The sequence below is a fragment of the Legionella norrlandica genome (genome assembly GCF_000770585.1).
Classification (GTDB): Bacteria; Pseudomonadota; Gammaproteobacteria; order Legionellales; family Legionellaceae; genus Legionella; species Legionella norrlandica.
In genome coordinates, this window is record NZ_JNCF01000013.1 from 11,850 (window position 1) to 27,354 (window position 15,505).

Consider the following 15,505-nt stretch of genomic DNA (forward strand, 5'->3'; position numbering starts at 1 on the left):
TTGTTAAGTAGACTATTTTAAGGATATAATTATGTTTGAGTCTTTGCGGAAATGTTTAACTGGCATGGCGTGCACTTCATTTTCTTCTTCAACCCCGCATCGTAATGCACAACGAGCTAACGTCGGAGCTGACATTATTGGAACAGTTCTGGAAACATTTGATCCTGCTGCCGCAATTCCCACAAACCTCGCTCAAACTTTAATCTCATTTTATTCCGTATTCAGATTTGATACCCATGCATCTGAAAAACTAGTCCACCTTCTACAAGGAAGCATGGCTGGGGCACAAATGGGACTTAGAATTGCATTGCTTTTTAACGGAGTACAATGTGAAGCATACACTGATGACAATCTGTGTACAGCAATATTTTTACTCAGCTTATTGTATAAAGGAACCTTATTGGCTAGCTGGGGACCTAGTGAATTTTCCAAAGATCCTTACGTTCAGCCGGCAAGTGAATCTAATGAATCTGAAGTAGAGCCTGCTCGGGACAGGGCATTATCCGTTTAATTGCACCCCCCCTGTTCAATTGGACAAGGGGTATCGTCAACTCTATTCCTAATTAACGTTAATTAAGTAATTGAACAGTGATATCTCGTGCATCAGATAAGCCATGATCATCAACCACTCTCACAACGTACTTGCCTGGCTTTGCTTGCCAAAGATAAGGCTGATCCGGTTTCGTTTCACCAACAAAAGTTTCGTTGATAAACCAGTATAAATGAGCGATTCCAGCGTCCGTCACTGCAGTGAGTGGAATTTTCTTATTAGTTTGAGTATTAGCATGAATGATATAACTTACCCCTACTTGAGGAGAAGTAATTTGGGGATTAATGCCACCATTTCCTGATAAAGCACAATCGGGCTCAAAAAATGGAGGAGTATGCCTTTGAATCCCGGCTCTCTTAAATATTTTTAACAAATCTGATGGCCAAAATTCAAATACCTCAAAACGAGTATTTTCATCAATATGGCAAGTCCGAAGCCCTGTTTTATTACTTATGGCTACTTCTCTGAAAATTGTATCGGTTTTAATAGGAGATTTACCTGGTATAAACCAAGTCCATTCCGTGTCAGTACAATAACGACCTGGCAGCATTCCTGATGCTTTGCATACTTCAATTTTTTCCAAATACCTATGTTGCGGGTCTTTTTCAATTCGAGGAATAGGGCCTCTTTCATGTTTGATAGCATCTATCAGTTCAAAAAATAAAGGGGCTGCGATTTCCTTACCAATAAAAGCAGGATTAGATCGGTTATCAAAATTCCTATCCAAACAGCCAATACATACGGGCCAAAAGATCCAATTGTCCATGCATCTCTATATCCTGATGAGGTTCCTGTTTTCCAGGCAATTGGCAATGGGGATCTTCCTCCATCATTTAAATCCTTTCTTGGAGTATCTTTTAGCATGTCAATAACCAAAAAACTTGCTTCCGCACTGAGCAACCGCTGTCCTTTTTGTTTGGCCTCACCCTGTAATGAAATAAGCGGATACCAAACTCCATCATTCACCAGCATAGTATATAAGCTAACGAGCTCTTTCATAGTCAATTCAACTCCGCCTAAACTCAGAGACAAACCGTAGTACGATTCAGAACGTAAATGACTCACTTGAGCTTGCTCTAATAACTGATGGAGGGTCGGAGATGTTAATTGGCTTGAAAGGTTTATGGCTGGAATGTTTCGACTGAGTACCAAAGCGTCTTTTGCCTTGATTGGCCCCATAAAATCATAATCAAAATTTTCAGGGTTGTACCCATTAAAGCTCTGGGGTACATCTTTTAAAACTGTATTTGGGTGAATTAAGCCTTGATCAAGTGCTAATCCATAGATAAATGGCTTCAATGTCGAACCAGGAGACCTTTTGGTCTCTGCACCATTAATTTGGCCGCTTATATTCCTATTAAAAAAATCAGCAGAACCCATTAAAGCCTTAATGCTCATATCACGACTATCAACAAGTAAGACCGCAGCATTATGAACACCAAAAATTTTTTTCCGCACCAGGTAATGTTTTGTAATACGCTCTATAATCAATTGAAGTCTGTAATCTAGAGTTGTTGAAATGCTCTGTGACAAATTAGGATGCTCATTTAATATCATGTTTACAAAATGTGGCGCAAGGAAAGGCAAATTTTGACTAGTTTGCATAACCAAAGGCAATCCAAACATAGGTTGTTTACCATGATCATCAGGATGTTGCTGTAACCATCTATCAAATAAGCGATTTCTTATTCTTTTTAATTCACTGTTTTTTGATGTTCTTTTAACTGGATTTTGCGGAATAATGCTTAAGGTTAATGCTTCTGGTAGACTTAATTGGTTAACAGGCTTATTAAAATAAATTAAACTTGCTGCCCCTACTCCCTCTATATTTCCACCATAGGGAGCCAAGTTTAAATAAGCCTCAAGAATTTCATCTTTACTATAATGCCTCTCTATTTGTAAAGCTCTTATGATTTGCCACAATTTTCCTGAAATTTTCTTGGAATTAATTCCAAAGCGTATTCTTGCTACCTGCATGGTAATTGTAGAGGCACCTATTCTGCGGGATTTGACAACATAAGTCTGCCAAATTGCCTTCACCATGGAGAAAGGATTGATTCCTGCATGCCAGTGAAAATACTGATCCTCTTGTAAAAGGGTCGCTTCAATTAATTCCTTAGAGATTTGAGATAACGGGACATATAACCTGTATTTCTCATCTTTACTCAAAATCAATCTTAATAATTGATGGTTATTATCATAAACTGCTGTAGAAAAATTGAACTCTTCCAGCAAAGTAGGCTTCGGAGAAAAAAATAATAATACACTCCCACTGACAAATAGTGAGACTAGGATTATGCTTATATACTTTATTGCTTTTCTCATTAGCCGGACTAAGAAATGTATAAAGGTTAAATTATATTCAAATTAGTATTCAAATGCATTAGAATTGACTAAAGCAATAATGACCAGGAATGCATTGAGCTTAACGGGATGTTGGCTGCATTCGATACCTTCTGTATATTGCTGAACTTAAATTAATAGAAACCACAACCAGGACTTCATATCACCATGAACAAAAACCCATTCTCCTCCATTATGAATGTATGGTGTTCAATGTTTTCAACCTTATTTGGTAAAATTAAATGGAATAGCCCTCCCTGGTTGATCTATTTAAAACAGAAATCACAAAGTTCACCCAAAATATTTTGGAGTATCGCTTTGTTATTTATTATGTTGTTAGGCGCAGGAACTTATGGGGCGTATTGGTATAATAATTTACCCAAACCAATCTATATTTCTTCCTCTATTATCATACCTGATATCACTCCTAATGAAGAAAACCTTATTCCTAATAACCTTATTATTGATTTTGGCATCAAAAATAATGAATTTATTCCTCAATCCGTCGCCCCGATTAACTTAGTTGGCAAGGATATTGACCAAGGGATCGAAATGACCCCTGAAATTGCTGGTAAATGGAATTGGAATAGTGATAGTCAGTTAGTTTTTATTCCTGCAGAAGACTGGCCTGCGGGACAAACATATCACATTCATTTTGCAAAAAACTTTTTTACTCCCAATACCAATATTGAAAGTTATGATTTATCTTTTACAACAAAGCCTTTCCAGGCAACCATTGGCGAATTCAAATTTTATCAAGATCCTGTTAATGCAGAAACAAGATATGCTGTAGCGACCATACAGTTTAATTACCCAGTCAATATCAATAGCCTTGAAAAAAATACTTCTCTGGTATTTCAAACCATCAAAAATGGAAAAGCGAACTTCAATACTGATTCAGTCTCATTTTCTTATACTTATGATAATAATAAACGCGTCGCCTATCTTCATTCGGCTAATATAAAAATTCAAGAAGTGCCGCGTTATTTATTGCTAACGCTCGATAAAAATGTGAGTTCTTCCACTGATTCTGCAGATCTTGGACAGAAAATTAGCAAAAACTTGCTAATACCCGACTCAAGTAATTTTCTTAAAGTAATATCAGCAGCGGCGAACATAGTCCGCAATGACAAAGACAGACCAGAACAAGTACTGACAATTGAAACCAGTCTGGGAGTCAACGAAAGTGAATTTAACAAATCCATACACGTCTATTTGTTGCCGCAAGATTATCCTGCCACTGCTGCTGAGCCGGCCAAACCCAACTATGAATGGCGAAATCCAGGAGAAGTAACCAATAATATTCTCGCTCTCTCCACACCATTACCCAAGGAAGCGATACCTTCTGAACAAAACTATGCCACTCTACATAGCTTCAAATTCAAGACGCAAACACCTCGGTACCTTTATATTAAAATTGATAAGGGAATGAAAGGTTTTGGCAGTTTTGCGCTAAGTAATGATTACACAGCAGTAATACCTGCTCCAGAATATCCCAAAGAAATTAGTTTCTTACACAAGGGTTCGCTATTAGCCCTTAGTAGCGAGAAAAAACTATCCGTGCTTATACGTGGTGTGCCAGCAGTTAAGTATGAATTTGCTCGCGTCTTACCTGACAATGTCAATCAACTGGTTACCCAAACCCAGGGAGACTTTAATAATCCCTATTTTATTAACCCTTCCTTTAATCAACAAAACATCAGTCAAATTTTCTCTGAAATCCAGCAGTATGATGCGACTGATCTTACTAAACAGCAATATACAGCGCTTGATTTGGGTAAATATTTAACATCTGAAGCTAATGCCTCAGGTCCACAAGGCCTCTTTTTATTGCAGGCAACAGGTTGGGATGTGGCCAACCAATATTCCCTAGATGTTAAAGCGAGCCGCTTAATATTAATTACCGATTTAGGGATGCTAGTAAAAGATAATAATGACGGCAGTCATGACGTATTTATTAATTCCATTACTCAAGGAATTCCTGTTGCGGGAGCAACAGTTACCATTCTGGGAAAAAATGGATTACCCATTTTATCTCGCATTACTGATGCCCAAGGCAGAGTCAATTTTCCTACTGTGAAAGATTTTACTGAAGACAGGGAGCCTACGGTTTATCTGGCGCGCCTAAACAATGATGTGTCTTTCATCCCATATAATAATTACAACCGCCAATTGAATTTTTCAAAATTCGATATTGGAGGCATCTATACTAACAACCAAGATTTGCAAAGTTTATCCGCTTATTTATTTTCTGATAGAGGAATATACAGACCGGGAGACACAGCGCATATAGGGATGATAGTAAAACAAGCCTTTGCACAACCACAACCTCCTGGATTACCTTTACAAGCTACTGTGGTAGATACCAGAGGAACTACAATCAAAGACCAAAAAATTACTCTAAATGATACTGGGTATATGGAGATTGATTTTACTACCAACCCTAACTCTCCTACTGGCCAATACATGGTTTATTTATACTTAGTCAAAGATGATCACCCACAAAATCTTCTCGGTTCTACCAGTGTTCGAGTTTCAGAGTTCCAACCTGACAGAATGCGCATGACTTCCAGCTTTGAACCAAAACCCTTTGATGGCTGGAGCTCACCTATTGACCTAAAAGCTAAAGTAGATCTTTGGAACTTATATGGTGCCCCGGCTGCTAATAAAAGGGTTGGTGCTAAAATATTATTAACTCCTCAACGGGTTCAGTTCAATGAGTTTCCTGATTACATTTTTGCTGATCCTTTGTATGATCCGAAAAAACCGCCAAAAGTCTTTACAGAAAGCTTGCCCGAAGTAACAACGAATGAGAATGGACAAGCTGAATTCAACCTAAACCTCGAACGATTTGAAAAAGCAACTTATCAGTTAACTTTTTTTGCTGAAGGTTTTGAAGCAGGCAGTGGTAGAAGTGTTACGACCCAAACCAAAACATTGGTGAGCCCACTACCCTATTTCATCGGTTATAAAGCTGACGGCGACTTGCATTTTATAAAGCAAAATGCTGCCAGAAATATCAATTATATAGCAATTAATCCACAGTTGAGTGAAGAAGAGGTTAAGGATTTAAAGATTCAGTTAATTTCATTACATCCAGTAACAACTCTGGTTAAAAAGGCAGATGGGACTTATCAATACCAATCTACTATTCAATCAACGATAGTTAGCACCAAACCATTTGAGATAGGAGAATCTGGTACTAGCTACACACTGCCCACAGATACCATTGGTGATTTTTCTCTAAATGTTCTGGACAAGGATGATACTGTTTTGAGTCAATTACAATTTAATGTAGTAGGTACCAGTCAAGCGCCACTTGCTAAAAATGCCGAATTATCGATAAAACTTAATAAAGAAGAGTATCAAGCTAATGATGATATAGAAATTCAAATCACTGCCCCCTATACTGGTTCTGGTTTAATCACCATAGAAAGAGATAAAGTTTACGCATCACAATGGTTCAAAACAGAAACTAAAAATTCTGTACAAACCATCCATATTCCCGCTGATTTCCAAGGCAATGGTTATGTTAATGTAGCCTTTATTAGAGATTGGGAATCGCCTGAACTATTTATTAGCCCGTTAAGTTATAGTGTGGCGCCATTTAGCGTTAACCATGAGAAACAAGATATAAAAATTGAATTAAAAGCACCTAAGCTAGCTCGTCCAGGTGAGCCGTTTGTAATCGATTATCACACGGACAAACCTGGCAAGATTATCGTATTTGCAGTGGATGAAGGAATTTTACAAGTAGCTAATTATGTTACCCCTGATCCATTGAGCTTCTTTTTCCAAAAACGAGCTTTAGAAGTACTAACGCAACAAACTGTAGATCAAATATTACCTAAATTTATCCAGGATAGAGAAATCTCTGCTGTGGGAGGTGATGAAGGCGAAGCCGCATTAGCTAGTCGACTCAACCCATTCAAAAGAAAAACAGATCTACCTGTTGTCTATTGGTCTGGAATTCTTGATACCGACACTACTGAAAGGGAGTTAACTTACCCAATACCAGACTACTTTAATGGAACCATGCGAGTGATGGCCGTAGCAGTTGCAAATGACTCTGTAGGTTCAAGTGAAATTTCAGCAGAAGTTCGAGGAGATTTTATCATTAGTCCTAATGTTCCTACTTTCGTTGCTCCTGGGGATGAATTTGAAATATCCTCAAGTATTGCAAATAATGTAAACGGCTCAGGAGAACACGCTCAAATTGAAGTAGAACTCACTGCCTCACCTGAAATTACAGTAATTGGTTCAGCAAAACAAACCTTAGAAATAAGCGAAGGAGATGAGCAAACTGTTTATTTTAAATTACGTGCAAAACCCCAATTGGGATCTGCGAAAGTGACCGTCACTGCCAAAACAGACGATAAGTCGAGCAAGATGGATGCAACCCTTAGTGTCAGACCAGCTAGTCCATACACCACTTATATTAATAGCGGTAAATCACAAGATACCCAAAAAGCACTGGATATCATACAGACACTGTATCCTGAGTATCGCAAGGCAGATGCGACTATGTCTACTAGTCCACTAGTCCTTGTCTTTGGTTTGCAACGATACTTGGATAATTTTCCTTATGGATGTACAGAGCAATTGACAAGTAAAGCGCTACCATGGATTGCGATGAACAATCAGCCCTGGTTTAGTTCAGAAAGTGGACCAATTCATGAAAAAATTAATACTACAATTCAAATGCTAAGCCAAAGGCAAATGTCTAATGGTGGGTTTAGCTATTGGCCAGGTCTCAGCGACAATTCAGCCAATAGTTTTGCTTCCGTTTATGCCATGCATTTCTTGACTGAAGCAAAAGCACAGGGCTTCAATGTTCCTGGCGAGATGTTTTATAATGGTATCAATTACCTTAAAGAGCTTGCTAGCCGAAATCCAACAGATGCCAACACAGCGAGAATCCAGGCGTATGCCATTTACATTTTGACCCGCAATGAATTGGTCACAACCAATTATCTGACTAATCTACAGTTATATCTACAACAAGATACCTCCAAAACGTGGTTAAAAGACATCACAGCAGTCTATATTGCAGCCACCTACCAATTACTAAAAAGCTCTGCTGAAGCAAACCAATTGATTGGCCAATATCAACCGCCAACTGATAATACGTTGGCGACCGATTTTTATGATCGCAATATCGCTGATGCTCAATATCTCTATCTGGTCGCAAAACATTTCCCTAATTTATTACCCCAAGTCAGTGACAAGATATTAATGAATTTGGTACAAGCTATAAATAATGATGAAATCAATACAGTTTTATCAGGATTTGCCAGCTTGGCTTTGGGAGCTTATCCACAGAATGTGCCAGCTGAGTCAACAACTAAAATGTCTATTACTGAAATGTTGACTAATGATCAAAAGAAAAATATTCCATCTGATCAGGATAATTATCAAAAATTAAGTATTGATGAATCAGCCAAAACTATTACTTTTAATAATCCTGATAAACAAATATTCTTCTATCAGCTTGCTCAATCTGGATTTGAGAAAACAGTATCCTCAGAACCATTAAAACAAGGAATTGAGATTTATAGAGAGTATCGAGATGAGAAAGGGAATGTAATCAATTCAGCTACTTTGGGCGAAGAAATTGAAGTTCACCTGCAAATTCGATCCTTAGATAATAATTATCTGAGTAATATTGCTATTGAAGATCTTCTGCCAGGTGGATTTGAGGTTGTGAGAGATTCTGTAAAAGCGGACAACATGGATTATGCTGATGCTCGTGAAGACAGAATCAATTTCTTTGGTTGGGTAGATTCAAATGTAAAAGAATTAGTTTATAAAATTAAAGCAACCAATGTTGGTAAATACATGGTCCCCCCGCCTTATGCCGAAGCCATGTATAATCCAAATGTTAAAGCCCGAGGCTCTTCATCAGAAATTATAATAACTAGAGAGGAATCATAATTATAATCCTGATTATAGGAACCTCATTTATTTCTGATTGATGCCTAAATCAAAATGAATAACATCCACTATTCCTTTGCGGCAAATATCGCAAAACGAAGCATAGGATTCCATAACGCAGTTCAGACCGGGTTTATGACTGGTTCCTCTGGATGATGGCGAGTCCCCATAACCACCTTGATATGCACCATATTGGGGTGGGGTTGAATGCCAATCACTATAAGGAGTTGGGATAGAGATCTGCGGGTTAACCAACTCACTCCACTTTAAACCTGTATAACTTGGAATGGTTAAAAAAGTTATGTTTTGTGACCATGGTTCCTCCATATCAGGAGCAAACTCCAATTCCGTTCGGCCACCGCCTTCGTATTCCTCATTAAGCCCAAAAAAATGACCTAATTCATGTATTAATATATAAGTAAAGTATGTTGAATTATCTGCTGGTATCGCGGTATGCGATTTGTAATTACCCACTCCCCAATATTGACTATTATTAATTAACACAATTGGATAATCGTAAGGGGCCGATGCCAACCCCTTGCGAAATTTACTCTCCCGAGTAGGGTAAACAATATGGTACCATCGACCAAAATTATCCCAATAGGGATAATATAATCCCAAAAAAGAATCAAATTCTGGCACTGGAAGGCCCAAGTCTTCTGCAAATCCTAACCGCTTTTTGGATGGATTAAATACAGCATAAAAGTCCATATATTCTATACCAGGAAACTGTTGGCTTTGTAATGCTTGCACTGTTTTAATTGCCCGTTTCCAAAATTTTTCCTTTTCACTCGAAGCATATCCTTCGGCATAAATATTCACTCTTAAAGATGGATTTTTGGCAGCAGTTAACAATTGTTTCACCTCTAAATCCTTAAAAATACTGCTCTCTTTTGTTAACTCACTTACTACAATATTTTTTTCAATGACTTTTTCCATTTGGCCTGTTTGAGGATTTTCAGCATACAGTTCAAAAATCATATCCTCAAATGGAACTGGGAAACGTAAATTAATAGCTCTGGCAAGCTTTCGATATTCTTTACCTGTCCCTATTGCATCGTAATAAACAGCTTCACCGCTGGTCTTATTTTTTAAAATACCCAGATAACTTCCCCATTTTGGCCTATGGACGCTCCGTGATAATAATGCTGGTGTACCGGATGGCTCTATAATCATGGTGCCGACAGTATAGGAATCTGTTTCTTCAAACCAATCGGTTTGAATGCGCAATACATCAACTCCAGAGTTTTCTTCAATTGTTTTTAAGGATTCGGGATTTACTTGATAGAATTTTAAATTAGGATACTGACTATCTCTAGGCACTTTATACCGATCCCAATAAGGATTGGGAAAAGCCAAATGAGCAATCCCTAAAAGCAAGGGAATTAGAAAAAATCTTATCATAGATACTACCTCCTTGTAGTATAAAATATTCTTCTACTACAGTAGAAATTTATGAATTTATCTTCAATTGAGTACTTAATAATTGGACAATCCATGGGGGATTATTACCCAACAAAATAATTGGATCGAAACCTAAAAATTCCATTCTATCCCACTCTTTTTCCAGATACCTCAATTGATCTTTCAACGCTTTATCACTTTTATCTGTTGCATCATAACATCGGTCAAATGGATCATAGGTGTAAGGATTGCAAACAACCGCTTCCATTTCATCCGTTATCCCTATTGTGTTATACCATTCCTCAATTAATATAGGCCCTTCTGCATTGACGGCAGGATCGAGCACATAAATAGAGTTCATGTAATTAACCACAGTAGATACATGATACCACCATCTCACGGATCCATTAATGGAATAAGGAGTTTGCATCTCTAAATTACCAAATGCAAAAATTTTGCAGGGGCGACGAGGTGTTCGTTCTCCAATTTTGCTCGAGAAAGAGCTGCTCTAGCAAAACAACCATCATCAGGATAAAGCCAACTGATTCTTCGTTCGAAATCTGGTTTTTCTGGAGAATACAAAAAACGAGTATCTCGTATCATGTTAAACATATAGAGAAGTTCTTCATAGCTGCTCACTGTGGGCACTATGGAATAATCCATTCTCTGTAGCGGCACTTTCCTAGATAAAGGAGTCCCCTTAGCAATTAGCATTTTAGGTTCATTAGCAGTAACACGAGTAATCGCTTCCTGGAAAGTTTCTTCTGGAAATCGTTTCTGTGAAACCGTGGAATTTGCTAAACTACAAAATATAAAAAAAGGGAGAGACAACAAAATAATAATTTTTTTTTCATAAAACTCCTGCGTGTTATACGATATTGGTCAATATTTACCAAATCCAGTCATCCTTGACATCGCTTATAATTAGCATGAAATAATAGAAAACACCAGCTATGTCACTAGAAAACGCACGGAATCGGATCAAGACATGAACACGAGAGTAAATAGTTAGTCACAAGAAAGCTCTAGGGAATGAAATAAAAACGAACTTGTAGTATTCTTAAGCCCATCAATTTTGTACGGAATAAAATTTTTAAGCCTCGTCATTGCGAGCACAAACGAAGCGCTTCAGATTATTTTTATATAAAAAAACCTATTCTGAATTGCTGCACTCTATTCGCGATGAAGGCAATAAGAGTTTTATCTCCACAAAAGTCTTTTAAACAAAGTTATAGCGATAAAGGGATTAATTATGTCAAATATTCTTGTTAGTATTCTTATGGGGTCGAAATCAGATTGGGCGATTATGGAAGAAACAAGTCGTATGCTCGATAAATTTAATGTGCCTCATGAGGCGAGAGCACTTTCAGCTCACCGTACTCCAGATGCTGTTTTTGAATACATTAAATCGGCAGAGCAAAGAGGTGTAGAAGTATTTATTGCTGCAGCAGGAGGAGCGGCTCACCTCCCTGGAGTCGTTGCAGCAAAAACCATATTACCAGTACTTGGCGTTCCAATGCCGTCATCCACCTTCAGTAATGGAATGGATGCCCTGCTTTCTATCGTGCAAATGCCAGCTGGAATTCCAGTTGGAACTCTTGCAGTCGGAAAAGCAGGAGCTATTAATGCTGCCATTTTAGCAGTGCGTTTTCTTGGCAATAAATATCCAGAATATAAAGAGGCTATTGTGAATCACTTGAAAGAACAAGCCCAGACAGTACTGGAAAACTCTGTGTTGAAGTAAAAGGATTGCCTTACAAAAACTAGAGGCTGTTGGCACTTACCCAGAGTGCCAACAAGCCGCTTCGCACTCCCAGTGCGCTGATTGGAACAGGCACTTTTTGCTTTTTTATAATACAAACATTTATCAAGGTAACGGCTTTTTTTTCGAAGCAATCAAGTTGATTGCATCAATCAATGCTAAACCTTCTAGCTGCTGTACCTTGGCTTTTAATGATTCAACCGTATCTTCTATCAAAACCGGGCATTTTTTTTGTAATATAATAGGTCCAGCATCTACCTCTTCTGTCACAAAATGAATAGTACAACCAGTTTCCTTAACACCGGAATCAAGAACAGCTTGATGTACTTCTGTATCCATTTTTCCTGCGAATGCTGGTAACAAAGAGGGATGAACATTAATTACTCGATTATTCCATTTACTGACAAAATCAGCTGATAATATCCTCATGTATCCTATCAAGACCACTAGCTCTATCTGGTGATTTATTAATATCTCACTAACCTTTTTATCAAAGTCAACGCGACTTAACCCCTCGGGACTGATGAATTGAAACTCTAAGCCAAATGATTTAGCTCTTTCCAGAATGATGGCATTGAGTTTATTACTCAGAACAATCTCTATAGTTGCATTAAGAAATCCCTTATTCATTGCATCAATAAGGGCCAGCATATTGGTACCACGAGTTGAGCCTAATATTCCTAAACGGATCATAAGGCACGCAACTTACGCATTGCTTCAATGCGTGCATTAATTAATGGTAATGTGCCAATATCTTTCCTATGGAATAAAGGCCCTTTGATATGACTTATTTCTTGCTCAGCAATTTCTTCTGCTTCACTTAAAGTATTCGCTATTCCAACATAAGCCGCTGTCCTAGAACCTGTAGCATAGAGTTTACCGTCTTCTTGATGGACTGCAGCTAAATACAAACTGCCCTTATGCTCGACATCAGCAATATCAATCTCAACATGACGCAAAGGATTATCAGGATAACCATCTGGTACAGTATACTTACATACAGTCGCTTTGTTAAAAAAACTAACCGATTCATTCTGCAAATTACCAGTAGTCATTGCAATACATAAATTGACAAAATCAGACTCTAGCAAGCTTAATACATTAAGTGATTCAGGATCTCCAAAACGAGCATTAAACTCAATCACATAAACCCCATGAGCAGTCGCGATAAATCCGCCATAAATTATTCCTATGTATTTATCGGATGTCTCAGCCATTAGTGCCTTGATCACGGATTGATTAATTTCAAATGCGGCACGAACATCCTCTGATGATAAAAATGGTAAACTATGATCTGCTGCTGAATAACTTCCCATCCCCCCAGTATTTGGTCCTTTATCATGTTCATATGCTCGTTTATGATCTTGTACAAGAGGCATAGGAACCAAGGAAACACCGTCAGAAAAACACATAAAGGAAAATTCTTGACCGATCAATTTTTCTTCAATAACTAAGGACTGATTATGCTCAAAAATTTCTCTGCAATAAGTTATTGCTTCTTCGAAAGAGAAGATATGTTCTCCGCCAACCTTTACGCCCTTCCCACCCATTAAGCCATTTGCTTTAACGACATAATTATTCTCACCTAACTCAGATAAGAACTCTTTTATTCCTTCTAAACTAGTAAATGCCTTATACCGAGGTAATCCAGCAATTTGGTGTGCTTCCATTAGTTTTCTGGCAAAAGCCTTGCTTGTTTCTATTTGTGCTAAATTTTTCTTAGGGCCTATGGTGGCAATTCCAACATCCCATAATGCATCAGCCACACCATTTGCCAATGGAGCCTCTGGACCAATAATTGCTATATTAACTTGCCATTGTAATGCTTTTTGCTCAATTTGATTGGAATCTGTAATATCACCCACCCAATAATCAGAAGTGAGAGCTTGAATCCCTGGGTTTCTCGATGTCCCAAAACAAAAAAGCTTTGGTTTATGAGATGATTTATTTAAGGCCTTAGCAATAGCATGCTCTCTAGCGCCAGAACCAACAATAAGAATATTCATCAGGACATCTCTCCTATCTCAGTTTCTAGACCATTCTCGCTTAGCCTTTTTCTCTCCAATAATTTAATTTTTTCTTCTGTAATTTGTCCACAAATGTACTGGCCATCCATACAAGCCATACAAGGTCTGCTCATATCATATTGGCCTCGGCGAGAAACAGCTTCTATCAAATCTTCCTGGGTCTGGTAAAGTAATTTGTCTACTCCCAAAAATTGACGAATTTCCTCTTCACTCTGATAAGCTGCTATCAATTTTTTGCGTGAGGGAATATCAATACCATAAAAACAGGGGTTGTTAATTGGGGGACAAGTCGATACGAAATAGATTTCTAAAGCTCCAAATTCTCGTATCATTTTGACGATTTCACGTGATGTAGTTCCTCTCACAATACTGTCATCAACGATGAGAACTTTCTTTTTATTAATTTCAGTTTTTTGAGGAGTTAGCTTGTAACGAACCTGTCGAGAACGAGATTCCTGATTGGGCATGATAAAGGTACGTCCGATAAAAGGATTTTTATACAATCCTTCGGAATAACGTATTCCAAGTTCATTAGCAAAAGCTAATGCAGCAGTGTTTGCTGTTGAGGGGGCTGGAATTACCACGTCAGGAAGCGAGTCGGGAAATCTTTTTTTCCAGCTTTTTGCCAAATTTTGCCCCATACGCAATCTGGCGCGATAAACGCTGACATCGTCTAAGGTGGCATCCGGTCTAGCAAAGTAAACATATTCAAAAACACAAGGTGTAAATTTTTTAGGGGTTATCACTTTTCTATAGAATTGTCCTCGGCTATTCACATAAGCCACTTCACCAGGTCTTAAATCCCCCTTCGGCTCAAAACCTAAAGCATAAAAAGGAGTTGTCTCCGATGCAAAAATATAATCTTTACTGCCATCTTCTCGTATTCTTTCACCCCACACTAAAGGGCGGATACCGTGAGGGTCCTGAAGGCGACTAAACCTTTACCAATGACCAAACTCACTACAGAATAGGAACCTTGAACACGTTGATGTATTTGAGTCACTGCTGTACATAACAATTGAAAGAATTGTTCTTCATCATTATCAGAGTAAGAGCCTTTTGCCAGGGAGTCTGCTAGTAGTAATAAGAGGGCTTCAGAATCAAGAGTGGAATTTAAATGTCTATGTTGTTTACCGCAAAAATCTTCAACCAGCTCCTGGTAATTAACCAGGTTACCATTGTGGGCAAGCGCAATTCCGCGCGGACTACCTATCCAAAGAGGTTGTATATCTGTTTCACTATAACCACCTGCTGTAGGATAACGAGCATGGGCAATGCCAATATTTCCTTTAAGTCTTAAAATATCTTCTGAAAGAATAGCCTCTCTCACCAGACCAAGACCGTGTTTGAAATAGAATCGATCAGAACAGGTTAGAATGCCCGAGGCATCCTGTCCTCTGTGTTGCAAATGAATCAAACTATCATAAAGCTCAGCAGCAACGGGTTCATGACTATAAATTCCTACAATACCACACATAAGTCTTT

Annotated in this window: 6 protein-coding genes and 3 pseudogenes; 3 read left to right on the forward strand and 6 right to left on the reverse strand. The window is 38.2% G+C overall.

What is annotated here, in order from left to right; genetic code table 11:
- The first annotated feature begins 31 nt into the window (after positions 1-31).
- Positions 32-511, forward strand: coding sequence for a hypothetical protein (locus tag OK13_RS05005; protein WP_035888372.1), 480 nt, complete (start codon positions 32-34; stop codon positions 509-511).
- A gap of 58 nt (positions 512-569) precedes the next feature.
- Here OK13_RS05005 and pbpC read toward each other — a convergent pair.
- Positions 570-2,875, reverse strand: a pseudogene (gene pbpC / locus OK13_RS05010) (penicillin-binding protein 1C).
- 186 nt (positions 2,876-3,061) lie between these two features.
- Here pbpC and OK13_RS05015 point away from each other — a divergent pair.
- Entirely contained in the window at positions 3,062-8,827 is a 5,766-nt protein-coding gene (locus OK13_RS05015) for an alpha-2-macroglobulin (RefSeq protein WP_035888374.1), read from the forward strand.
- 27 nt (positions 8,828-8,854) lie between these two features.
- Here OK13_RS05015 and OK13_RS05020 read toward each other — a convergent pair whose 3' ends face one another.
- Both OK13_RS05020 and OK13_RS16160 read right to left on the reverse strand, forming a co-directional pair.
- Positions 8,855-10,231 carry a M64 family metallopeptidase gene (locus OK13_RS05020; RefSeq protein WP_035888380.1) on the reverse strand — a complete coding sequence of 459 codons (1,377 nt, stop codon included), beginning with the start codon at positions 10,229-10,231 and terminating at the stop codon, positions 8,855-8,857.
- A gap of 49 nt (positions 10,232-10,280) precedes the next feature.
- Positions 10,281-10,945, reverse strand: a pseudogene (locus OK13_RS16160) (protein-glutamine glutaminase family protein).
- 538 nt (positions 10,946-11,483) lie between these two features.
- Here OK13_RS16160 and purE point away from each other — a divergent pair.
- Entirely contained in the window at positions 11,484-11,975 is a 492-nt protein-coding gene (gene purE / locus OK13_RS05030) for a 5-(carboxyamino)imidazole ribonucleotide mutase (protein ID WP_035888386.1), read from the forward strand.
- A 123-nt stretch (positions 11,976-12,098) separates the two neighbouring features.
- Here purE and purN read toward each other — a convergent pair whose 3' ends face one another.
- The 3 genes and pseudogenes from purN to purF all read right to left on the reverse strand — a co-directional run bounded on the left by purN (position 12,099) and on the right by purF (position 15,497).
- A complete protein-coding gene (gene purN, locus OK13_RS05035) occupies positions 12,099-12,686 on the reverse strand; it encodes a phosphoribosylglycinamide formyltransferase (protein ID WP_035888388.1) in 588 nt (195 codons plus the stop codon).
- Positions 12,683-14,002, reverse strand: a complete 1,320-nt coding sequence (gene purD / locus OK13_RS05040; protein WP_081964871.1) for a phosphoribosylamine--glycine ligase — start codon at positions 14,000-14,002, stop codon at positions 12,683-12,685. The genes purN and purD overlap by 4 nt, the downstream gene beginning before the upstream one ends.
- Positions 13,999-15,497: pseudogene (gene purF, locus OK13_RS16010) on the reverse strand (amidophosphoribosyltransferase). The gene purD and the pseudogene purF overlap by 4 nt, the downstream one beginning before the upstream one ends.
- Positions 15,498-15,505 lie beyond the last annotated feature (8 nt).